At 66.9% G+C, this 20,494-nt stretch carries 23 protein-coding genes and 2 tRNA genes; 12 read left to right on the top strand and 13 right to left on the bottom strand.

The genetic code is table 11. The features are described 5' to 3' along the window. Positions 1 to 41 precede the first annotated feature (41 nt). Complete coding sequence (locus SLQ33_RS04400; RefSeq protein ID WP_319452590.1) at positions 42 to 716, top strand: helix-turn-helix domain-containing protein; 675 nt, start codon at positions 42 to 44, stop codon at positions 714 to 716. Positions 717 to 731: 15 nt separating this feature from the next. Beyond that, positions 732 to 1,145 (top strand): hypothetical protein, encoded by a 414-nt coding sequence (locus tag SLQ33_RS04395; RefSeq protein WP_319452589.1) that lies wholly within the window; start codon positions 732 to 734, stop codon positions 1,143 to 1,145. Here SLQ33_RS04395 and SLQ33_RS04390 read toward each other — a convergent pair. From SLQ33_RS04390 to SLQ33_RS04375, 4 genes are all read right to left on the bottom strand, one after another. After that, positions 1,127 to 1,639 carry an isoprenylcysteine carboxyl methyltransferase family protein gene (locus SLQ33_RS04390; RefSeq protein ID WP_319452588.1) on the bottom strand — a complete coding sequence of 171 codons (513 nt, stop codon included), beginning with the start codon at positions 1,637 to 1,639 and terminating at the stop codon, positions 1,127 to 1,129. The two genes, SLQ33_RS04395 and SLQ33_RS04390, sit on opposite strands and share 19 nt — an antisense overlap. Positions 1,640 to 1,649: 10 nt before the next feature. Beyond that, entirely contained in the window at positions 1,650 to 2,756 is a 1,107-nt protein-coding gene (locus SLQ33_RS04385; protein ID WP_319452587.1) for a type III polyketide synthase, read from the bottom strand. A 287-nt stretch (positions 2,757 to 3,043) separates the two neighbouring features. After that, positions 3,044 to 3,868 carry a crotonase/enoyl-CoA hydratase family protein gene (locus tag SLQ33_RS04380; protein ID WP_319452586.1) on the bottom strand — a complete coding sequence of 275 codons (825 nt, stop codon included), beginning with the start codon at positions 3,866 to 3,868 and terminating at the stop codon, positions 3,044 to 3,046. 17 nt (positions 3,869 to 3,885) lie between these two features. Next, positions 3,886 to 4,299 carry a hypothetical protein gene (locus SLQ33_RS04375; RefSeq protein ID WP_319452585.1) on the bottom strand — a complete coding sequence of 138 codons (414 nt, stop codon included), beginning with the start codon at positions 4,297 to 4,299 and terminating at the stop codon, positions 3,886 to 3,888. 40 nt (positions 4,300 to 4,339) lie between these two features. Here SLQ33_RS04375 and SLQ33_RS04370 point away from each other — a divergent pair, with 40 nt between their 5' ends. Further along, the gene (locus tag SLQ33_RS04370) at positions 4,340 to 4,897 is read left to right on the top strand and encodes a TIGR03086 family metal-binding protein (protein WP_319452584.1); all 558 of its coding nucleotides are present in this window, start codon (positions 4,340 to 4,342) and stop codon (positions 4,895 to 4,897) included. On the opposite strand, the gene SLQ33_RS04365 is transcribed toward SLQ33_RS04370, so the two are convergent. Together SLQ33_RS04365 and hisC are read right to left on the bottom strand one after the other, a co-directional pair. Then, the gene (locus tag SLQ33_RS04365; protein WP_319452583.1) at positions 4,894 to 5,367 is read right to left on the bottom strand and encodes a DUF4334 domain-containing protein; all 474 of its coding nucleotides are present in this window, start codon (positions 5,365 to 5,367) and stop codon (positions 4,894 to 4,896) included. The two genes, SLQ33_RS04370 and SLQ33_RS04365, sit on opposite strands and share 4 nt — an antisense overlap. Further along, a complete protein-coding gene (gene hisC / locus SLQ33_RS04360) occupies positions 5,364 to 6,419 on the bottom strand; it encodes a histidinol-phosphate transaminase (RefSeq protein WP_319452582.1) in 1,056 nt (351 codons plus the stop codon). Before hisC ends, SLQ33_RS04365 begins: the two co-directional genes overlap by 4 nt. 119 nt (positions 6,420 to 6,538) lie before the next feature. On the opposite strand from hisC, the gene SLQ33_RS04355 reads away from it, so the two are divergent. The 3 genes from SLQ33_RS04355 to SLQ33_RS04345 all read left to right on the top strand — a co-directional run bounded on the left by SLQ33_RS04355 (position 6,539) and on the right by SLQ33_RS04345 (position 7,156). Beyond that, positions 6,539 to 6,630: transfer RNA gene (locus SLQ33_RS04355), tRNA-Ser, on the top strand. 43 nt (positions 6,631 to 6,673) lie between these two features. Then, positions 6,674 to 6,746 (top strand) — tRNA-Arg (locus tag SLQ33_RS04350). A 20-nt stretch (positions 6,747 to 6,766) separates the two neighbouring features. Further along, a complete protein-coding gene (locus SLQ33_RS04345) occupies positions 6,767 to 7,156 on the top strand; it encodes a nuclear transport factor 2 family protein (protein ID WP_319452581.1) in 390 nt (129 codons plus the stop codon). On the opposite strand, the gene SLQ33_RS04340 is transcribed toward SLQ33_RS04345, so the two are convergent. Next, entirely contained in the window at positions 7,111 to 9,321 is a 2,211-nt protein-coding gene (locus SLQ33_RS04340) for a putative bifunctional diguanylate cyclase/phosphodiesterase (protein WP_319452580.1), read from the bottom strand. The genes SLQ33_RS04345 and SLQ33_RS04340 overlap by 46 nt on opposite strands. Positions 9,322 to 9,589: 268 nt before the next feature. Here SLQ33_RS04340 and SLQ33_RS04335 point away from each other — a divergent pair, with 268 nt between their 5' ends. Continuing rightward, complete coding sequence (locus tag SLQ33_RS04335) at positions 9,590 to 10,081, top strand: metallophosphoesterase (protein WP_319453250.1); 492 nt, start codon at positions 9,590 to 9,592, stop codon at positions 10,079 to 10,081. Beyond that, a complete protein-coding gene (locus SLQ33_RS04330; protein ID WP_319452579.1) occupies positions 10,074 to 10,463 on the top strand; it encodes an MmcQ/YjbR family DNA-binding protein in 390 nt (129 codons plus the stop codon). The genes SLQ33_RS04335 and SLQ33_RS04330 overlap by 8 nt, the downstream gene beginning before the upstream one ends. Here the strand turns inward: SLQ33_RS04330 and SLQ33_RS04325 are convergent. Together SLQ33_RS04325 and SLQ33_RS04320 are read right to left on the bottom strand one after the other, a co-directional pair. Further along, the gene (locus SLQ33_RS04325) at positions 10,460 to 11,776 is read right to left on the bottom strand and encodes an APC family permease (protein WP_319452578.1); all 1,317 of its coding nucleotides are present in this window, start codon (positions 11,774 to 11,776) and stop codon (positions 10,460 to 10,462) included. The two genes, SLQ33_RS04330 and SLQ33_RS04325, sit on opposite strands and share 4 nt — an antisense overlap. Beyond that, positions 11,773 to 12,321 (bottom strand): cupin domain-containing protein, encoded by a 549-nt coding sequence (locus SLQ33_RS04320; RefSeq protein ID WP_319452577.1) that lies wholly within the window; start codon positions 12,319 to 12,321, stop codon positions 11,773 to 11,775. The genes SLQ33_RS04325 and SLQ33_RS04320 overlap by 4 nt, the downstream gene beginning before the upstream one ends. A 49-nt stretch (positions 12,322 to 12,370) precedes the next feature. On the opposite strand from SLQ33_RS04320, the gene SLQ33_RS04315 reads away from it, so the two are divergent. After that, entirely contained in the window at positions 12,371 to 14,248 is a 1,878-nt protein-coding gene (locus tag SLQ33_RS04315) for an alkyl/aryl-sulfatase (protein WP_319452576.1), read from the top strand. On the opposite strand, the gene SLQ33_RS04310 is transcribed toward SLQ33_RS04315, so the two are convergent. From SLQ33_RS04310 to SLQ33_RS04300, 3 genes are read right to left on the bottom strand one after another with little or no spacing between them, the layout of a single operon-like run. After that, on the bottom strand, positions 14,238 to 15,305 hold the full coding sequence (locus SLQ33_RS04310; protein ID WP_319452575.1) for a dihydrodipicolinate reductase: 1,068 nt from the start codon (positions 15,303 to 15,305) through the stop codon (positions 14,238 to 14,240). The genes SLQ33_RS04315 and SLQ33_RS04310 overlap by 11 nt on opposite strands. Before the next feature lie 32 nt (positions 15,306 to 15,337). Next, positions 15,338 to 16,099: an SDR family oxidoreductase gene (locus SLQ33_RS04305; RefSeq protein WP_319452574.1), complete on the bottom strand. Its 762-nt coding sequence runs from the start codon at positions 16,097 to 16,099 to the stop codon at positions 15,338 to 15,340. Further along, on the bottom strand, positions 16,099 to 17,139 hold the full coding sequence (locus SLQ33_RS04300) for a putative zinc-binding metallopeptidase (RefSeq protein WP_319452573.1): 1,041 nt from the start codon (positions 17,137 to 17,139) through the stop codon (positions 16,099 to 16,101). The genes SLQ33_RS04305 and SLQ33_RS04300 overlap by 1 nt, the downstream gene beginning before the upstream one ends. Positions 17,140 to 17,158: 19 nt before the next feature. Here SLQ33_RS04300 and SLQ33_RS04295 point away from each other — a divergent pair, with 19 nt between their 5' ends. From SLQ33_RS04295 to SLQ33_RS04285, 3 genes are all read left to right on the top strand, one after another. Continuing rightward, positions 17,159 to 17,758 (top strand): histidine phosphatase family protein, encoded by a 600-nt coding sequence (locus tag SLQ33_RS04295; protein ID WP_319452572.1) that lies wholly within the window; start codon positions 17,159 to 17,161, stop codon positions 17,756 to 17,758. A gap of 9 nt (positions 17,759 to 17,767) precedes the next feature. Further along, positions 17,768 to 18,790, top strand: a complete 1,023-nt coding sequence (locus tag SLQ33_RS04290; RefSeq protein ID WP_319452571.1) for a phosphotransferase family protein — start codon at positions 17,768 to 17,770, stop codon at positions 18,788 to 18,790. Between the two features lie 112 nt (positions 18,791 to 18,902). After that, positions 18,903 to 19,727, top strand: a complete 825-nt coding sequence (locus tag SLQ33_RS04285) for a transglutaminase family protein (RefSeq protein WP_319452570.1) — start codon at positions 18,903 to 18,905, stop codon at positions 19,725 to 19,727. Between the two features lie 13 nt (positions 19,728 to 19,740). Here the strand turns inward: SLQ33_RS04285 and SLQ33_RS04280 are convergent. Continuing rightward, on the bottom strand, positions 19,741 to 20,494 hold a 754-nt coding region (locus SLQ33_RS04280), incomplete at its 5' end, for a hypothetical protein (protein ID WP_319452569.1).

Below are 20,494 nucleotides of genomic sequence, written 5' to 3'. Positions count from 1 at the left end.
TCGTCGCGGGCTTTGTCCAATCCATCATCTGATCGAGCGCAATGACCACACCAGATCCGGCAGGTGCCGCATCCGCAAGCGTTCGTGATCGGATCCTCGACGCAGCCACCCGACGGTTTTCCGTCACGCCCTTCGCGGAAGTTAGCGTGGGTGAGATTGCAGACGAGGCCCGCGTTGCCAAGGCGTCGGTGTACGGGCACTTCAGGTCGAAGGACGAACTGGCCGTTGCGGTGATCGATCACGATCTCAGAGTCCTCGAAGCGGAACGCGATTCGATTCTCGTCCGTGGACTCCCGGGACTCGAATCGATGATTGACGTGACTTATGCCGTTGCCGTTCATGACGTGACGAGTGCTGGAGCACGCGCTCGGATACGGTTGCTCGAGTCGATCGATCATGCCTATGCGCGCGCAGACCGGCGGTTGGACGCCTGGGTGGCCGTCATGGCCGCGCCGACCGAGGATGCCATTGCGCAGCAGGACTTCAAGGAATTGCGCGTCGCCGAGCTGACACGATTCCTTGCGTCCATGTACTTCGGCTTGCAGAAGACGTTGTCTTGGGGTGAACCCGAGGCGTTTCTGCGCGCCTTGCAGCGGTCATGGAACTGGACGCTGCCTGGCCTCCTCCACCACGAACGGCTTCCCTACTTCGAGGATTTCGTCGAGCGACGTACGGCGCATGCCATCGCGATTGCGCAAAGCAGACGCGCTGGCTAGCTCTAGGCTGCCGACATGGACACTCGATTCAAGACGCGGGTCGTCGTTGCGGTGCTGGTCATTTACGGCGTCTACTCGACGGTGCTCGGGCTGGTGATGATCTTCGCGCCGGGCTTCATGTTCGAAACCGTCGGCGGATTCGGAATTCGCAACGTCCACTACATCTTCGACTTGGCAAGCTTCGAACTGCCGCTCGGGCTGATGTACCTAGCCGCGATCAAGTGGCCGGGCTGGCGGGTGCCGACCCTGGCGTTCGCCACCGCGCACTACGTGCTGCACACGATCAGTCATCTGATCGACATCGGCAACGCAACGCCCCCCTGGGTGGGCGCCTTCGACTTCATCATGATCGCGGTCGGCCTGCTGGTCCACGCGATAGCGCTGAAGTTCGCAGTCACCCACCCAGCCGGTCAGGCGGCGGTGGCGTAACCCAGTGCGACGTTCTCGGCCCGGATCCTCACGTTGAGCACCAAGGCGTTGGCGATGGTGAACACGATCGCCGTCAACCAGGCCGAGTGGATCAGCGGAAGCGCCACAACCTCCACGGCGACCGCCGTGTAGTTGGGGTGGTGCAACCACCGGTACGGTCCGCGGTGCACCAGCGGTGCACCAGGGATGACGATGAGCCGCGGGTTCCAGTGCTTGCCAAGGATCGCCACGCACCACCACCGCACGACGGTGCTGAGCACGACGAGCCCGACCATGGGCCAGCCCAGCCAAGGAATGAACGGCCGGTGCGTCGTTGCGACTTCGACGACGCAGCTGGCCAGGAGCAGCGTATGCATGCTCACCATCACGGGATAGTGACCCTGGCCGAACTCCTTGCCTCCCTGGGCAATCGACCAGTTGGCGTTGCGTCGGGACACGACCAGTTCGATTAGACGTTCGATGCCGACGGCGAGGATGAAGAGGTAGTAGAACATGATCGGTCCCTTACCAGCTCAGCAGCAGTAGCTCGAAGCTGAAGCCCGGCCCCATCGCGAGCATCACGCCGAGGGAGCCCGGCGCGGGAGGCTCGGCGATCGTGCGCCGCAGCACGTCGAGCACCGATGCGGACGAGATATTGCCGTGCTCCCGCATGGAGTTGGTGCTGTGCGCGAGTGCTGCGGGCGCGAGGCCGATCGCGTTTTGGATCGAATCGATCACCTTGGGACCGCCGGGATGGCAGATCCACGTGGAGATGTCCGCCGTCGTCAACCCGTGGTCGGCGAGGAATCGGTCGACCTCGCCACGAAGGTGGTCGTCGGCCATCTTGGGCACGTCACGCGACATCACGAGCTGAAAGCCGCTGGAGCTGACGTTCCAACCCATCACGTCGACCGTGTCGGGAAGGAGCCTGCTGCGCGTGGCAAGCACCGCCGGGCCCGACGGCGCGGTCGGGTAGGCGGGAGCCCGGTCTGCTCCGGTGGCGACGACGGCCGCCGCGCCGTCCCCGAAGAGGCACAGGCCAATGAGTGCGGGGATCGAGGCGTCGTCGCGTTGCAGTGTGAGCGAGCACAACTCCACCGATAGCAGCACCGCCACATGCCCCGGGTAGCCGCGCAGGTAGTCGTGCACGCGGGCCATGCCCGCCGCGCCGGCGACGCAGCCGAGGCCGAACAAGGGGACGCGCTTGACGTCTTGGCGTAGTCCGACGCGGGAGGCCAGCCGTGCGTCGATCGTCGGCACTGCGACGCCGGTGCTCGACACCGTCACGATGACGTCGACCTCGGAGGGCTCGATTCGGGCCGCCTCGAGGGCCGAGCACACGGCCTGCGCTCCGAGGTCGACTGCAACCTCGAGGTACGCGGCGTTGGCTTCGGTGAACCCCGTCAGCTTCGGATACCGCGAAAGCGGCACTGCGAGATTGCGGGTCTCCACGCCGCTGGTCTGTGTGAAGCGCTCGAATCCCGGCGGGGCGACGTCGGAGAGTTCGCGGGTGATCTCGGACTGGCTGTGTAGGTGTTCCGTGAACGCCACCGCGGTGCCTGCGATCCGCGGAGCGCCGACAGTGTGCAGGGGTAGCCGATCGGCTGATGTGAAATGCGTTGTATCTGTCATGCCGACGAATATCCGCGCCGAATCTGAAAAATCACCCCCTTAGTGAAAACAAACACAAAGTCCTACAGTGCGGGAATAATTGCGCATCGTGGTCGAGATCACGCGTTCGATTAGCCGTTCTACCTGCGGCAACGAGTTACTGCTGTGGTTTCGCTGAATGCGAGATAAAGAGCGGCTGAGAATTATTAGAGGGGTGAATTAGATCGGCAAATTGGACGCCAATTCTGACGAATTGGTGACGCCATCGATTCTGACGAATTGATGCAGAATTGCTGACGATTGGCTGGTTACTCGCCCTTGAACTCGGGCGCTCGCTTGGCGAACATCGCGCTGATGCCCTCGGTGAGGTCCTTGCTCGGCAGGAACGCTGAGTTCCAGGCCGCGACGTAGCGAAGGCTCGCCGACACGGCGGCGGTGCGCTGTTCGTCGAGCACGTCCTTGACGCCCTGGACAACAAGTGGGGGATTGGCGGCGATCTCCTTCGCCGTGGCATGCGCGGCGGCCAGCGTGGCCTCGGCGTCGGGGTAGACGTCGTTGACCAAGCCGATCTTCTCGGCGCGCGCCGCGTCGATGTCCTTGCCCGTCAACGCCAATTCGCGGAGGTGCCCGTCGTTCAGGATCAACGGCAGCCGCGCCAGCGAGCCGACGTCGGCCACGATGGCGAGCTTGACCTCTCGGACCGAGAACTTCGCATCCGCACTGGCGTAGCGGATGTCGACGGCGGAGATCAGGTCGACGCCGCCGCCGATGCACCATCCGGACACCGACGCGATGACCGGGGTGCGGCAGTCCGCGACCGCAGTGATCGACTGCTGCATCGTGCGCAGCCTCGTGTGGAAATCGGCGCGGGGTCGGGCCAGTGCGCCGTCGGCCAGGATTGGGCCGAGGGTGTCGCCCATCGCCGCGATGTCGAGGCCGTAGCTGAAGTGTCGCCCGGACCCGGTGAGCACGATCGCACGGACGTCGGGGTCGGCATCCAGGGCTGCGAACACGTCGGGCAGCTCCGCCCAGAACGCAGGCCCCATCGCGTTGCCCTTGCCGGGCCCGACCAGCGTGACCTGTGCGACGTGACCGTCGACGTCGACAGTGAGTGATTCGTAGGTATCGCCCATAGCCAGGAAGGCTATCGCTACCCGGGTAGCCCGCCGCCCATCAGGACCTCGCTGACGGGGCTGGTGGGCAGCAGCTGGCACAGCCCGTCGGCGAGCGGCTTGAGCAGCTCCGCTTCGTCGGGGCCGAGGAACGACTCTTCTTCGCCGAGGATCGCCTGAACGACCGCGAGCTTGGTCTCGTCGTCGAGTCCCAGGTACTCCTTGCACGTCATGGTCAGTGCGTTGGCCGGCGCGGGCACGGTCGGGGTTCGGGGGGTGGAGGTCGGGGAGCGCGGCGTCGTCGGCTTCGACGTGGTGCTCGGCGTGCGCGACGTCGTCGGTGGCCCGGGTTCGGTGGTCATCGCCACCGTGCCGGTCGTGGTGCGGCTGCAGCCGGCGAGTGCGCCGACCAGGATCAGGGCCGCCGCCGCGGTCCGAACGAGCGCGCTCATCTGCGCAACGATAGGCGTCCGGGCGTCGTAACGTGGCGTCATGTCCGCCGACGTGCCGTCAGACCAACTCGAGAGCGCCGAATCCAGCCTCGCCGTACTGCAACCGGTACTCGCGGCGCTGAAGCCCGGCGACGCGGGCAAGCAGACGCCGTGCCGCGAATTCGACGTCGCGAGCCTGACCGATCACCTGATGAACTCGATCACGGTGATCGGCGGAGCGGCCGGGGCCGAGTTGCCCGACCGCGATGCCGGGGCGCCCGTCGAAGCGCAGGTGATGTCGGCGGCGCGCCCGGCATTGGACGCGTGGCGCAGGCGCGGGCTCGACGGGATGGTGTCGGTGGGCCCGAACGAGGCGCCTGCCGCGGTGATGGCCGGGATTCTGTCGATCGAGTTCCTGGTTCACGCATGGGACTACGCGGCGGCGACGGGTCAGCGGGTGGACGCCCCGGAGTCGTTGTGCGAGTACGTGCTTGGGTTGTCGCACGGCATCATCACGCCGGAGGGGCGCAAGAGCGTCGGGTTCGACGCGCCGATCGATGTCCCCGACGCCGCGAGCGCGCTGAACCGCCTGCTGGCCTACACGGGTCGCGCGGGCTAGATGCGTTCGAGGTAGAAGTACAGGTACCGCGGCGTTCCCGAACTAACGTCGACGGCCTTCTTGCCGTTCATGATTCCCATGAGGGTCTTCTCGTCGACCTTCTTGAAATGGTCGTGGACGGGTGCGCCGTCGTAGACCATCGTCGCGGTCACCTCGCCGCGGAAGTCCTCCATCCAGAGGCTCGCCTCACCCTTCATCGCCTCGGTGTTGGAGAACTTGTTGCCGTCGGCGTCCAGACATACCAGCGGCTTGGCGTCCGAGGCGGACACGAAGGTCTTGCCGAACCAGTTGAGCTTCTTCATGAAGCCGTTGGAGCGGTGTCCCGTGTTGAACTCTCCGCCCTTCCACTCGCCGATCAGGAAATCGATGCCCGCGGGTTCCAACGTCTCCCAGAACGCGTCGAGTTCGGCGTCGGGGAGCCCGCCCTCACGGGCCGTCAACTCGTCGAAGGTGTTGCGGGCCTTGCTCATTGTGCTTCCCTCCATCGAGTGGCGAACGCGAGGAACGCGTCGTTCTCGTGCGGAGCGGCCACGGTGACGCGCACTCCGTCTTCGCCATACGGGCGGACGATGATTCGGTCGTTCGCCGAGGCCTGCGCGAACTCTTGGGCACGCCCCGGCAGCGGGAGCCACACGAAGTTGGCTTGCGACGGCGGCACGGTGAAGCCGGCGGCCCGCAAGGCCGCAGTCACCCGCGTTCGTTCGGCGACGACGGCGTCGGTGCGCTCGAGCAACTGGTCGGCGGCGTCAAGGGACGCGATGGCCGCTGCCTGCGACACGCTGGTCGCGGTGAACGGCACGTACACCTTGCCGAGCGCGGTGATGAGCTCCGGATCGCCGACGGCGTATCCCACGCGTAGTCCCGCGAGTCCGTACGCCTTGGAGAACGTGCGCAGCACAACGACATTGGCGTGCTCGCGGACCATTCCGAAGCTGTCCGGCGCCAGGCCGTCGCGGATGTACTCGACGTAGGCCTCGTCGATGGCGATCAGAATGTGCGACGGCACCGCGGCGACGAAGCGCGCCAACGCATCCGGGTCGACGACCGTGCTCGTCGGATTGTTGGGATTGCAGACGAAGATCAGCCGGGTCCGGTCGGTGACGGCCGCCAGCATCGCGTCGAGGTCGAACGTGTAGTCGCGCAGCGGCACCTGGATGGGGGTGGCGCCTGCGGTGCGCACCTGCAGCGGGTAGATCTCGAAGCTGCGCCAGCCGAAGAGCACCTCGTCACCGACGGTGCTGGTGATCTGGATGAGCTGCTGGCAAAGGCTGACGGACCCGGACCCCACCGAGATGTGCTCGGGAGCGAAGTTCACGTACTTGGCGAGCCGCTCCTTCAACTCGACGTACCCGTTGTCCGGGTAGCGGTTGATGCCGTCGACCGCCTTCGCGATGGCGGCGCGCACGCTGGGCAGTGGCCCGTCGACGGTCTCGTTGCTGGCGATCTTGATGGCCCCGGGGACCGTGCGGCCCGGGGTGTACGCCGGTAGATCGGCCAGCTCGGGGCGCAGGCGGGCGGTCACCTGGACAGTCTATGGGCGGGCTCGGCCGGGCTGGACAAGTGCTTTGCCTTCGGCCGCTGCGGCTGTGTACGCTGTGCGCTCGGCGGTCAGGCTTGGGTCCGGTACCCTCGGATCGTTCAGGAGGCGTGCCAGAGCGGCCGAATGGGACTCACTGCTAATGAGTTGTCCGCCTTAAAGCGGACCGGAGGTTCAAATCCTCTCGCCTCCGCCACACTGGCTAGCGCCAGCTGTGACAATTGAATACGCATCACCACGCGCCCGTAGCTCAACGGATAGAGCATCTGACTACGGATCAGAAGGTTGGGGGTTCGAATCCCTTCGGGCGCACTCACTGCGAACATGGACGCATGACTCCACCCGTGATCGAGCGTTGGCACGCGTTTCTCGAGGGCGGCCACGGCCCGGATGCACTCGATGAACTCCTGGCCGACGACGCCGTCTTCTACTCGCCCGCGGTGTTCACCCCGCAGGAAGGCAAGGCCAAGACGGCGACGTACCTTGGTGCGGCCGCGAAGCTGTTCGGGGGCACCGACTTCCACTACGTCGGGCAGTGGTTCTCCGAGCAGTCCGCCGTGCTGGAGTTCGCCGCCACCATCGACGGCATGTACGTCAACGGCATCGACATGATCGCCTGGAACGACGCCGACAGGATCACGTCGTTCAAGGTGATGATCCGGCCCTTCAAGGGCCTTCAGCTGGTGATGGGGAAGATGGCCGAACTGCTGCAGCCGACCTGACACAGGTCCAGGATCGCGTCCGCGGCGACGGGCCGGGAGAAGTAGTGGCCCTGCGCGATGTCGCAGCCGTAGTCACGCAACCGGTCGGCGGTGGCCTTGTCTTCGACGCCTTCGGCGACGCAGGCGATGCCCAGCGCATGGGCCAGATCGATCACGGACCGCACAATCGCCGCGGCCCGCTCGCTGCGCAGGATCGGCGCGATGAACTGGCGGTCGAGCTTCAGTTCATCGATGGAGAGATCGCGCAGGTAGCTCATGGTGGCGTAGCCGCTGCCAAAGTCGTCGATGGCGATCCGGAGTCCGTTGGCGCGAAGCTCAGAGATGACGGTGCTGGCCCGTCGGATGTTGGAGACCAGCAAGTGTTCGGTGATCTCGACCGACATCGCGGTGGGCGGTAGTCCCGCCCGGTTCAGGGCGGCGCCGATGCGATCGGGCAGCGTCAGGTCGTTGAGCGACGGCGCGAACAGATTGATCGCCACGGGTAGGTCGCACTGGCCCGCCTCGTACCAGGCGGCGGCGTCGCGGGCGGCCTGGTTGAGCACCAGGTCGGTGACGGCGCCCATCAGGCCGTTCTGCCGCACCAAGGGCAGGAACTGGTTCGGGGTGAGCAGGCCGAGGTCGGGATGCGGCCACCGGACCAGCGCCTCGACGCCGACGATGCCGCCCGTGCACAGGCTGATCTTGGGCTGGTAGACGAGAGTGAGCTCGTCATCGTCGATGGCCCGGCGCAGCTGGCCGAGCAGTTGGATGCTGGCGAGCGGCGCGCGACGGCGTTTGCCGTTCTGGGCCCACGTCGTCCGGATCTCGGCGCGGTCGATCTGCCTCATGTCGAACGTGAAGGTCTGGACGCCGCCGATGCCCGCGCGCTTGGCGGTGTACATCGCGAGGTCGGCGCGCTTGAACAGTTCGTCGGCGTCGATGAGCCCGTCCGCGGGCGAGGGTGCGTTGGCCAGGCCAACGCTGGGGTGGATGTACACCTCTTCGCCGTCGAGGAAGAACGGCTTGTCGAACACCTCGACGACCCGGTTCGCCACCTCCTCCGCCGGCCCGTCTTCGATGAGGACGGCGAACTCGTCACCGCCGAGCCGCGCGACGGTGTCGCCCGCGGGGACGATGCTGCGCAACCGGTCCGCCACCGCCTGCAACAGGGCGTCGCCGCTGGGGTGGCCGAGGTTGTCGTTGACGAGCTTGAAGTCGTCGAGGTCGAGCGACAGCACTGCGACGTCGCGTCCGTCGCGCTGCTGCAGACGCATGGCGTACCCCAGCTGATCCGCGAACAGCACCCGGTTGGCGAGGCCGGTCAGCGGGTCCCTCAGCGCCTGGTCGGCCACGGTGTCGACGAGGTTTCGGTTCTCGACGATCATCGTCAGCTGGCGGATCAGCGCGGCGCTGACCATCACGGCCGCCGCGATCAGGATCGGCGCCGCGTGCGGCACCGGCCATAGCGCCACGGCGCCGAACGCCACCGCGAAGGGCAGCGGTAGGTATGGGAGCCACAACGTGAGCTGGGAGCGACGCGGTCCACGCCGAACCTGGGAGCGTGGGTTGGTCACGGCCATCAGCGCAGCCGTTCCGATGACGAACAGCCCGGCCGCCCACCCGATGACGACGGCGGGACCGGCGTTGGAGTCGTGGGTGCGCAGGTACACCGACGCACTGTCGGCCAGCGCGAGGATGACCAACCCGGCGGCGACCATGCCGACCGTGCGGCGCACCGCGGGTGGGGTGTTGGTCAGCAGAAGCAGCGCCATGGTGATCATCACGATGTCGGAGATCGGACACGCCAACGCCACCGCGAGCTCGATCGTGCTGCCCTCGGCGGTGGCGAACACGTCGGACAGGTCCGTCACCCACAGCACCAGGAACACGGCCGAGGCGACGGTTGCCGCGTCCAGCAGCGCCCGCATGCCCGCCCGCCGTGGTAGCGGCGGGTTGAGCACCCACGCGACGCACACTGCCACCGGCAGTAAGAGGCAGGCCCCGTCGGCGATCGACGGGAACAGCGGTTCCGTCTGGCGGATCAGGACGTAGTAGACGCCGAGCAGGTCGCCTGCCACCCAACCGAAGAGTCCGATCGCCATGGCCGCCCATGCGCGCCGCCGTCCGCCGGCGGTCATGATGGCGGCCGCCGTGGCACAGGCAAAGGCAAAGAGACTGAACGTCAATGACCCCAGTGTGCTTACTGTGCCAGTCGTGGTGGGGCCGCCCCACCCGCCGATGAGCAAACAGGCAAACACCACGAGCGTTACTGAAGCCACTCCGACAATCGGATAACTTCGCCGTGTGAGCACAGATACCCCCAGTTTGGAGCCATCGTTGGCTAGTTGATCAGGAATGTCAAGCAAGCGCATCCTTGCTTTCTCCGCACGCATTGGCTACGACAGCAACGTCGTGCACCTGGCCGACAGCGTACCCGTTCGATACCTTTGGCAGGTGCGCCTGCTCTTGATCGCCGATACCCACCTCCCCACGCGGGCGAAGCACCTACCTGCGGCGTTGTGGGACGAGGTGGCTCGTGCCGACGTGGTGATGCACGCCGGCGACTGGGTGACGCCTGCGCTGCTCGACGAGCTCGAAGGCAGGGCGTCGCGGCTAGTGGCGTGCTGGGGCAACAACGACGGCGACGAGTTGCGACGTCGGCTACCCGAACGGGCCGACGTGACGATCGAAGGGGTGCGGTTCACCGTCGTGCACGAGACTGGCGCCTCGGCTGGCCGGGAGGCGCGGATGGCGGCCCGTCATCCCGACACCGACGTCCTGGTGTTCGGGCACAGTCACATCCCCTGGGACACGACGACGGGCAGCGGCCTGCGCCTGCTCAATCCCGGCTCGCCGACCGACCGGCGTCGTCAGCCCCACTGCACCTATATGACCGCGACGGTGGAGCACTCGGTGATGGCGGACGTGGTGTTGCACCGTGTCTGACCGTCCGGCGTCGGCCGACGACGTACACGCACTGGCCGCCGCGATGCCCCACGTGACTCGGGTGGACGGGTCCAAGGGCAACCCCGTCTACCAAGTGGGCGGCAAGTCGTTCGTGTTCTTTCGCAACCCGCGGCCGGACGCGCCGTTCCCGGACGTGATCGTCGTCTGGGTCGAATCCGAGGCCGACAAGCTGGCGCTGGTGCAGGACCCGGATTCGCCGTTCTTCACGACCGACCACTTCAACGGACACCGCTCGGTTCTGGTGCGGGCGAGCGAACTGCACAGGGTCGGGCTCGACGAACTGACCGAGCTCATTCAGGACGCGTGGCTGTCGCAAGCGTCCAAGCGTCGCGGCGAGCAATGGCTAGCCAGCCACACCTAGGCCGCACGCGTGTCCTCCAGCTTCAGGCTGCGCCCAGTGCGCTTCCGGTAGCCGACCTCGAACACGAAGCTCAACACCAGCACGGCCAAGAGCGTGATCCACGTGCTGGCCGGTCCGGTGTGGATCGTGTAGCCGAGCAGCAGCACGAATAGGGCGAGGTTCAGCGCCACGGCCAGCACCAGCAGCCACGGCTTGGCGCCAGTCTCGCGGTGGACGCGAAGGTGGCCTGCGCTCACCGTGCCGTACACGATCAGGAATGCCAGGCTGGCCATCGAGCCCACGGCCGACAGCGGGAAGAACACGACGAACAGCGCCGTCAGCGCCGCTGCGACGAGCAGGCCCACGTTGCCGCCGCGCCACACACCATGAGTGAAATCCCTTGGCAATTCCCCGGACTTGGCCACCATGAAGGCCAGGTTGGCGTCGCCGAACATGGTGGCGTTGACGCCGGACGCGGTGGCCAGCAGCGCGGCGACGCCGATGACGACGAAGCCGACGTGCCCCATCGCGGCGGCCCCGGCCTCGGACAGCACGTGGCCCTGGTTGGCGTCCATCGCGGGCAGGCTCAGCGTCATCACGACGATCGCGCTGACCACGACGTAGACCACCACGACGATGCCGAGCGCGGTGAACATCGCGCGCGGGAGGTCCTTCGCGGGGTCGGCCATGTCACCTGCGGAGTTGGTCACCACGCCGAAGCCCTCGTAGGTGACGTACAGCAGGCCTGCGGCGAACAGCACACCCAACCAATTGTGATCACCGTTCTCGGCGAAGCGGGCAGGCTCCGACTTCATCAGCCCGAATACCGCGAAGACCGCCAGAATCGCCAATTCGATGGTCACGACGAACAATTCGGACCGGCCCACCAGCTTCGAGCCGACCATGTTCACGAACACCACCGCGACGATCAAGCCGATGCCGATGAGCTTGCCCGACCACGCGGGTGTCTCCCATGGCAGCAGTGCCCGCACGTATCCGGCGAACCCCGCGCAGTACAGCGCCATCGCGATGATCCAGCCGAGGAACTGAAACACGTTGAGCCCGCCCGCGATCACGCCGTCGCCGAAACAGCGGATCAGGAACTGCGCGGCCCCGCCGCGGCTCGGATACTTGGCCCCGAGCTTGGCGTAGGAGTACACGCTGAAGATCGTCACTGCGCCACCGACCAGGAACGCGGCGGGTAGCCACACGCCAGCCGTCGTCGAGGCGAGCCCGAGCAGGGTGTAGAGCCCGGCGCCCATCATCCCGCCGACGCCGATGGCCGTCGCGCTGGTGACGGTGATGGAGCCCGTACCGGGCGCGTTGGGGGTCACTCGGCGCGGGTCACAGCGGAATGCTTTGCGCCGCACATGAACACCGCCAGCCGCGCGGTGCTGTCGCCGGGGTTGCGCCAGCGGTGTCTGGTGCCGTTCTGCACGACGGTGTCGCCTGGGTGCAACGTAACCTCGGCGCCGTCGTCGAGTTCGAGCACGACGGCGCCCTCGAGGACGACCAGGAGGTCGATGGTGTCGGTGGTGTGCATTCCGGGGTCGGTCGGGTCCAAGTAGGCAAGCAGCCCCGGAAGCTTGCGTTCGGTGTCCTCGAGCGCGGCGGCCACGTCGGCGTCCTGGCCGCCTGCGGTGGTCCCCGGCGGGATCGAGAACATGCCGAACCGGAACCCGCCGATCGGCGCGAAGTACGTTCGGTACGTCGGCTTGGCGCCGTCGTCGGGGAACGACGGCGTGGCGTCGCCGCCCCAGAGCTGGTGGAACTCGGCGTCCGGCAGCAACAGCGGCACGTCGGGAGCGACGGTCTCGTCGCTGACGAAGACCGACCTGCCCGAGGCGTCGTGACCCGTGACCACGCGACGTACGTCCATGCGGCCAGTTTGGCACCCGGCCGCGAACCATGATGGCAGGCTTGGAGAAATGGAGCAGAAGCCGCCAGCCGCGGTCATCGAAGCCGCCCACGCCGACCATCTGACCGAACTCCCGCTCGCCGACACTCGCGACTTCGCGGACGCCGACCGTGGGTTCATCGGCGCACTCGAGCCCTGCGCGGTGAAGGCCGCCGACGGCAGGGTGGTGTGGGACAACGATTCCTACGCGTTCCTTTCTGGAGACGCGCCGACGTCGGTGCATCCGAGCCTTTGGCGGCAGTCGCAGCTGTGCGTCAAGCAGGGCCTCTACGAGGTGGTCGAGGGGATCTACCAGGTGCGCGGCCTCGACCTGTCCAACATCAGCTTCATCGAGGGTGACACGGGCGTCATCGTGATCGATCCGCTGATCTCCACCGAGACGGCGGCGGCGGCGCTGGCGCTGTACCGCGCGCACCGCGGAGCTCGTGCCGTCAGCGCGGTCATCTACACCCACAGCCACGTCGACCACTTCGGCGGCGTGCTCGGCGTGACGAGCCAGGCCGACGTCGACGCAGGCAAGGTCGCGATCATCGCACCCGAGCACTTCACCGAGCACGCCGTGCAGGAGAACGTCTATGCCGGGACGGCGATGGCGCGCCGCGCCTCGTACATGTATGGCGCCGTGCTCGCGCGGGGTCCCCAGGGTCAGGTCGGGTGCGGCCTGGGTCAGGTCGGATCGACAGGGGAGGTGGCGCTCATCGTCCCGACGGTGGACATCAGCGTCACCGGCGAGACGCACACCGTCGACGGCGTCGACATCGAGTTCCAGATGGCGCCAGGCACCGAGGCGCCCGCCGAGATGCACTTCTACTTCCCGAAGTTCCGCGCGCTCTGCATGGCCGAGAACGCCACCCACAACCTGCACAACCTGCTGACGCTGCGCGGCGCGCTGGTGCGCGATCCGCACGGGTGGTCGGGCTATCTGACCGAGGCCATCGACACGTTCTCCGACCGCGCGGACGTGGTATTCGCCTCGCACCATTGGCCGACCTGGGGCAAGGAGCGCATCGTCGAATTCCTTTCGCTGCAACGGGATATGTACGCCTACCTGCACGACCAGACGCTGCGCCAACTCAACCAGGGCTTCACAGGTATCGAGATCGCCGAGACGTTCCAGATGCCGCCCGCACTCGAGAAGGCGTGGCACACCCACGGGTACTACGGCTCGGTCAGCCACAACGTCAAGGCCGTGTACCAGCGCTACATGGGCTGGTTCGACGGCAATCCCGGTCGGCTATGGACGCATCCGCCCGAGGCGATCGGGCCGCGCTACGTCGAGGCGATGGGCGGAGTCGACCGAGTGGTCGAGTTGGCAGGCCAGGCCTTCGCCGACGGTGACTTCCGCTGGGCGGCAACGCTACTCGATCACGCGATCTTCACCGACGAGGCGCATGCCGGTGCGCGGGCACTGTACGCCGACACGCTGGAGCAGCTGGCCTACGGCGCGGAGAACGCCGTGTGGCGCAACTTCTTCCTCTCCGGCGCAACGGAACTGCGAGAGGCGAAGTTCGGCACTCCAACGCAGTCGGCGTCACCGTCGCTGATGGCCCAACTCACTCCCGAGCAGATGTTCGACATGTTCGCCATCAACGTGAACGGGCCGCGGGCATGGGACCTCGACTTGGTGATCGACGTGACGTTCGTCGACGTCGCCGCCGACTATCGGCTCACCCTGCGCAACGGCGTGCTGGTCCACCGCAAGGTGCCCGCGGATCCGGCGACGGCGACTGCCACCGTCACGTTCGCGTCCAAGCTGCGTCTGCTCGCGTTCGCCGCCGGGGACACCACTTCACCGGGGGTGGAGCTGACGGGAGACGAGAGCGCACTGCCCGCGTTGCTCGGCGTGCTCGACCGACCAGACCCGAACTTCAACATCGTCACGCCCTAGTACCTCCGGCGTTTCGATTGACGTTGCGACTCCAGTACCGCGGAACATCCAGCGGCCCAAGGAGACCCGGCCGCGCTTCGCACACGGCGGGGATCGAGTTGAGCACCGGCATCGCGGACAGGGTGTCGCCACCCTTGCCGAATGTCAGCTCGACCTCGAAGCTGGGGTCGCCTTCGACCGCGATGCGGAACGAGAGGTCGGTCGGCCCGTAGGGCTGCTTCCATTGCTTGCCGACGTCGCGCGCGACGCAGTCGACGTGCTCCACCACCACGAACGGCTTACCCCCGGACAGGGCCTGGTATTCGAAGTGCACGACCGATGCGGTGCCCGCCGCGACGATGCCGAAGCCCGTCTCCACGTCGTGGTCCACGCTGTCGGTCTCGTACAGCACCCGGGTCTCCTCGATCTCGACGCCCAGCACCTCGGCCAGCTGTTGCAACGTCGGCGCCCACATCGTCTCGATGAACCCACCGGTGACCAGGAGCGGCTGGAAGCCAGGGGGCTTGCCGAAGCCGAAGTATTCGCGGCAGACGAACTCGGCCGTGTAGTCGCCCCACCACCCGAGTTCCATCACGCGCACGCAGTCGATTCGATTGGCGACGGCCAGCGAGGCGATCGCCAGATCCGTTGTCGCCCAGCCGGGATCGATGCCGGTGAAGAAGCAGCTGCTGCGGCCCTTGCGGCAGGCGGACTCGATGGGCGCACGCAACTCGGGTGGGGTGGTTTCCGGGTGGGCGATCGCGAAGCCGGAGAACGTCACGACGTTGGTGCCGCGTTCCAGGAACGGGACCAGGTCGGCGATGGCGTCGGCCTCGCGGCCGATGCTGTTGCCGAAATAGGTCAGGCAGTCGGCGCCGAGGTCGAACAGGTCGGTCCAGTCGTCGGTGGCGGTGACGCCGACGGCCTCCACCCCGACGAGTTCGCCGGAGTCGCGTCCAGCCTTCTCGGATGCGCTGACGTAGTGGCCGACCAGTTCGAGGTCGGGGTGGGCGATGATCGCCCTCAGCGCGACCGCGCCGATGTTGCCGGTTCCGCAGTGCACGACGCGATGGGCCATGGGCTTACCGTAACAGCGACAGTAAATTCCGGTTACGGAATGCCGCCATCGACGCGGATGATCGAGCCGCTGGTGTAGCTGGAGGCATCCGACATCAAAAACAGTGCGGCGCCGATGATCTCGGGCGGGTTGCCGAGGCGTTTCAGCGCGAAGCCCGCAGCGCCCGCCTGGGCCGCGGGGATGTCCCAGGCCTTGCTGATGTCGGTCAAGAACGGGCCTGGCATCAACGTGTTGACCCGCACCGTCGGGCCGTAGGCCAGCGCGAAGCCCTCGGTCAGTGCGTTGAGCCCGGCCTTGGACGCCGCGTACGGCAACATCTCCGGGCGCGGATGCCGGGATCCGCTCGTGCTGACGTTGATGATCGAGCCGCCGCCGTCGGCGACCATGCGCTCGCCGACCAAGGTCGAGAGCCGGAACGGGCCCTTGAAGTTGAGGTTCATCACCGCGTCGAACAGCTGCTCGGTCACCGTGGACAGCGACTCGTAGAGCGGAGACATGCCCGCGTTGTTCACCAGCACGTCGACCTTGCCGAACCGGTCGTAGGCCGCGTCGACGAGTCCGTCGAGTTGGTCCCACCGTCCGACGTGCACCGCGTACGGGAACGCGGCCCGGCCGGTCGCGGCGGTGAGCTCCTCGGCGGTGGCTACGCACGAATCGAGGTTGCGGCTGGCGATGACCACGTCGGCGCCGCACCGCGCGGCGGCGAACGCCATCTCCCGGCCCAGCCCACGGCTGCCGCCGGTGACCAGCACTACCTTGTCGGTGAGGTCGAACAGTTCGTCGGCGTAGCCCATCAGGTCTCCTTCGCAGCTGAGCGCACCACTCGGTGGACGAAGCCGAGCTTGGTCACTACCGCTGGTGGAATGTCGAACGGGTACAACGGATTCTTGCCCATCGCGGTGTTGACCCGGTTGAAGAACAGCGCCATCCAATGCCAGTCGGACAACATCCGTTCGACCGGCACGTCGGCGTAGGACTCCAGCGGAACGATGTCCGTCGCGGTGAAGCGCACGCGGTCGGCGTGCAGCATCATGCCCGCCTCGCGGGCGGTGTCGATGGTGTCGGTGATGTGCAGATAGTGCGCGAAGCACTCCGCGAAGTCCTCCCACGGGTGCATGGTGGCGTACTCGGAGATGAACGTCTCGGCCCAACCCTCCGGGGCGCCGAACTGGTAGTGCCGTGCGATGGCCTCGGAGTAACTCGCCTGCTCGTCGCCGAACAGGGTTCGGCAGTCATCGAGATATCGCGTTGCGCCGGAGCCGGTTTCGACGAGCACGTTCTGGTAGTAGTGGCCGACCTCGTGCCGGAAGTGGCCGAGCATGGTGCGATAGGGCTCGCCGAGGCGCACCCGCAGCGATTCGCGGTAGTCGTCGAGCGACTCGACCAAGTCGATCGTGATGACGCCGCCGGCGTGCCCGATGATCACCTTCTCGCCGGTGGTGTAGCTCGACAACAGGTCGAAGGCCAGGCCGCCCTCGCGGCGCCAGAACGGCTCGATCGGCAGCCCGAGTTCGTCGAGTTGGTAGACCAGCCTGCGCAGCGCGGCGGCCGTTGGCACCAGCTTCTCGCGGGCCAGCGTGTCGTCGGCGGCGGGCTCGCGGCGGATCAACGAGTCCGACAGGCAACGGCCCCGCTCGTACGTCGACTCGGCCGGCGCCAACCAGTTGCAGCCAAGCGTTCCGTGTTGAGTGCAGCGCACCCACTGTTCGCCGTCGACCACCCGCATCATCGACTTGGACGGCAGGTGAAATCCCAGCGCGGCCTGGCAATTCGCGCACCGTTCCGACTCGAACGGGACGAAGGCGTTGCACACCGGGCAGGCGAATGCGCGCACGGGCCATATGGTGGCACACATGCAACTGCTGGTGATCAGGCATGCACTGCCGCTGCGAAGCGAACCCGGCCAGGGGTCCGACCCCGAGCTGTCCGAGGACGGCATCGAGCAGGCCAAGCGGTTGCCCGACGCGCTGGCCCGGTTCCCCATCGCCCGGTTGGTGAGCAGCCCGCAGCGCCGCGCACTGCAGACGGCGGAGCCGGTGGCCGACAAGCTCGGGCTGACCGTCGACGTCGATGAACGGCTCGCCGAGTACGACCGCGACCTCGCCCACTACGTCCCCATAGAGGAGGCGTCGCAAGAGGACCTCCAACGTCTCATCGACGGCCACCTCCCCGGCGAGGTGGACGAGGACGCCTTCATCGCCCGGGTCAAGGCCGGCGTCGCGGACATCGTCGCCACCGCCGCCCACGAGGACACCGTCGCGCTGTTCAGCCATGGAGGCGTCATCAATGCGTTGGTGCACGACATCATGCAGACGCAGCGGCTGCTGTGCGTACAGGTCGACTACGCGGGCGTCACTCGATTGCTGTCGTCGAGGGACGGATCGCTGGGCGTCGCGTCGATCAACGGCACCGAGCACGTATGGGACCTGCTGCCCAGAAACCAGCGGTGGTAGACAAGTCCCGTGACATCCACTCTGGACGGCCTCGACCTGGGTGCCCTCGACGAGCACCTGACGTCGATCGGCATCCCGCGGACCGGTGAGCTTCACGGCGAGCTCATCTCGGGGGGCCGGTCCAACCTGACGTTCCTGGTATTCGACGACGCGTCGAAGTGGGTGCTGCGCAGGCCACCGTTGCACGGGCTGACCCCGTCGGCGCACGACATGGCGCGCGAGTACAAGGTGGTGGCGGCGCTCGAGGACACCCCGGTGCCGGTGGCGCACGCGGTGACGATGCGCAACGACGACTCGGTGCTGGGCGCCCCGTTCCAGATGGTCGAGTACGTGCCGGGTCGCGTCATCCGGCATGCCGACGAACTCGAAGCGCTCGGCGATGCGGCCATCATCGACGCCTGCGTCGACGCGCTGATCAAGGTGCTCGCCGACCTGCACAGGGTCGACCCGGACGCCGTCGGGCTCGGCGACTTCGGCAAGCCGACCGGATACCTCGAACGCCAGGTGCGGCGCTGGGGATCGCAGTGGGAGTTGGTGCGCGCCGAGGACGATCCGCGCGACGCCGACGTCAAGCTGCTGCACGCCAAGCTCGGCGAGCGGATTCCGGCGGAGAGTCGCAGCGCGATCGTGCACGGCGACTACCGCATCGACAACACGATGCTCGACGAGAAGGACGCCACCAAGGTGCGGGCGGTGCTCGACTGGGAGATGTCGACGTTGGGCGACCCGCTGTCCGACGCGGCCCTGATGTGCGTCTACCGCCACCCCACGTTCGATCTGGTGCATGCGAACGCGGCGTGGGCGTCACCGCTCATCCCGTCCGCCGACGAACTGGCGCACCGGTATTCGCTCGCCGCGGATCAGCCGCTCGCGCACTGGGACTTCTACATGGCGCTGGCGTACTTCAAGCTCGGCATCATCGCCGCGGGCATCCAGTTCCGCGACCGCATGGGCGGAGGCACTGAATACGGCGATCTGGTCGGCGCGGCCGTTGGCCCATGCATCGGGATGGGCTTGTCCGCACTGTCTTGAGCTCGTCTTGACGCCGATGCCGCGCGGATTGAACTCGCCCGTGGTGGGGTAGACGGAAGTCATCCCGCCCCGCAGCTCCTGCGGGGCGTACTTCTGCAGAAGGGGCGGGCACATGTCGTCACCGGCTGGTGAGCTACGGCGCGAGGTCGGCGCCCAGCTAGACGTGTGGGTCGACGCGCCCACCACGCTCGAATTTCAGATCGCGGTGGCCCCACACACCGGGGCAACCGTCACCGAGCGGCTCTCGTTCACGTTGAACGGCAACGAGATTCAGGCTACCGAACTCATTGGCGACCACGGCAATCGGATCCACAAGTTGGACGTGGACGGGGGCAGCCTATGGGTGAACTACTACGCCACCATCGTCGGCCGGGCGCACCCCGCACCCGTCGAGGACATCGACTTGACGACGTACCTGCGGCCGAGTCGCTACGCCGAGGCCGACAAGTTCTTCGGCTTCGCGGCCACCGAATTCGGTGACTTCACCGATCCCGCAGACCTGCTGGAGAAGGTCTCTTCGTGGGTGGGATCGCGGCTGTACTACGTACCCGGCTCGTCCGACCCCATCGACGGGGCCGTCGACACGCTGCTCGCCGGGCGCGGGGTCTGCAGGGACTACGCGCACCTCGTCGTCGCGCTGTTGCGCGCCGTGAACGTGCCTGCCCGATTGGTTGCCGTGTACGCGCCGGGCTGTCAGCCGATGGACTTTCACGCCGTCGCCGAGGCCTTCGTGGACGGACGGTGGCACGTGGTCGATGCGACGTGTCTGGCGCCGCGTCAGACCCTGGTGCGAATCTGCACGGGCCGTGACGCCGCCGACATCGCGTTCCTGGACAACCACCGCGGCAGCATCGTGCTCAACTCCAGCGTGGTGTCGGCGTGGGTCGACGGGCCACTGCCCTACGACTCCATCGACGAACTGGTGAGCATTCAGTAGTCGATCAGAACCGTTACTGATGGGGTTGGCCGTTGTTGGCCGTTGCCGGGGTAACGGTTGCCCGGCTCGGTTGCCGCGTTCGTGCCCGGTCGGGTGGACGGTATTTGATTCCCCGTGTCCCTGACTGGTGGCGGTTCCCGGTGGTCGCTGTTGGGCTGTGGGGTCCGGTCTGGTTGGTAGCTCTCACACCACGATCCTCTGGTCGTGGATGTGTCACACCTTTCCGTCGCCGGGCCCTGTGGCCTTGGGCGCGACGCCCGATCACGGTGGCGGCTGCCTGGTGTCGGGTGACGTTCTCATAGGGTTTGCGCCAGTGCTGATCGCCCCAGGCGCTGGTGTAGGCGGGGTTGACCGCGAACAGGGTGATGCCGGCCGCGGCGGCTTGGGCGGTGAGCCGGTTGCGGAACACCGCGGTCGGGATCCCGGCCACCGTTTTGCGGAACCGTTTGCCGCGTCGGCCGCGGCCCATGGTTTCCCGCCCGACAGTGCGGGCGTCGGCGAAGTCGAGGTCCTCCACCGCGATCGTGTCGATTCCGTGGCGGCGGGTGTAGTGGATGAGCCGAGTGATCGCATGGCGCACTTGGGCGTCGCGGCGGGCTGCGGTGCCGGTGAGGTCGATGTCGATGCGTTGCGCTGTGCCGGCGGGGTTGCCGTGCGCATCCAACCGCCGGATCGCGAGATGACCGTCGTTGAGGTCCACGCCCACCACTGGGCCGGCGGCGTACACGTCGGCGTCCACGCCCACGCTCTGTGTTGGGGTGGCCCAG

Source organism: Mycobacterium sp. RTGN6, assembly GCF_033804605.1.
Lineage (GTDB): Bacteria > Actinomycetota > Actinomycetes > Mycobacteriales > Mycobacteriaceae > Mycobacterium.
This window is presented reverse-complemented; position numbering and strand designations above follow the sequence as displayed.

What these genes read in the sequence shown, in the direction of transcription:
- SLQ33_RS04400 (WP_319452590.1), top strand. Translation starts at nt 42, where the DNA reads ATGACCACACCAGATCCGGCAGGTGCCGCATCCGCAAGCGTTCGTGAT.
- SLQ33_RS04395 (WP_319452589.1), top strand. Translation starts at nt 732, where the DNA reads ATGGACACTCGATTCAAGACGCGGGTCGTCGTTGCGGTGCTGGTCATT.
- SLQ33_RS04390 (WP_319452588.1), bottom strand. Translation starts at nt 1,639, where the DNA reads ATGTTCTACTACCTCTTCATCCTCGCCGTCGGCATCGAACGTCTAATC.
- SLQ33_RS04385 (WP_319452587.1), bottom strand. Translation starts at nt 2,756, where the DNA reads ATGACAGATACAACGCATTTCACATCAGCCGATCGGCTACCCCTGCAC.
- SLQ33_RS04380 (WP_319452586.1), bottom strand. Translation starts at nt 3,868, where the DNA reads ATGGGCGATACCTACGAATCACTCACTGTCGACGTCGACGGTCACGTC.
- SLQ33_RS04375 (WP_319452585.1), bottom strand. Translation starts at nt 4,299, where the DNA reads ATGAGCGCGCTCGTTCGGACCGCGGCGGCGGCCCTGATCCTGGTCGGC.
- SLQ33_RS04370 (WP_319452584.1), top strand. Translation starts at nt 4,340, where the DNA reads ATGTCCGCCGACGTGCCGTCAGACCAACTCGAGAGCGCCGAATCCAGC.
- SLQ33_RS04365 (WP_319452583.1), bottom strand. Translation starts at nt 5,367, where the DNA reads ATGAGCAAGGCCCGCAACACCTTCGACGAGTTGACGGCCCGTGAGGGC.
- SLQ33_RS04345 (WP_319452581.1), top strand. Translation starts at nt 6,767, where the DNA reads ATGACTCCACCCGTGATCGAGCGTTGGCACGCGTTTCTCGAGGGCGGC.
- SLQ33_RS04320 (WP_319452577.1), bottom strand. Translation starts at nt 12,321, where the DNA reads ATGGACGTACGTCGCGTGGTCACGGGTCACGACGCCTCGGGCAGGTCG.
- SLQ33_RS04315 (WP_319452576.1), top strand. Translation starts at nt 12,371, where the DNA reads ATGGAGCAGAAGCCGCCAGCCGCGGTCATCGAAGCCGCCCACGCCGAC.
- SLQ33_RS04310 (WP_319452575.1), bottom strand. Translation starts at nt 15,305, where the DNA reads ATGGCCCATCGCGTCGTGCACTGCGGAACCGGCAACATCGGCGCGGTC.
- SLQ33_RS04305 (WP_319452574.1), bottom strand. Translation starts at nt 16,099, where the DNA reads ATGGGCTACGCCGACGAACTGTTCGACCTCACCGACAAGGTAGTGCTG.
- SLQ33_RS04295 (WP_319452572.1), top strand. Translation starts at nt 17,159, where the DNA reads ATGCAACTGCTGGTGATCAGGCATGCACTGCCGCTGCGAAGCGAACCC.
- SLQ33_RS04285 (WP_319452570.1), top strand. Translation starts at nt 18,903, where the DNA reads ATGTCGTCACCGGCTGGTGAGCTACGGCGCGAGGTCGGCGCCCAGCTA.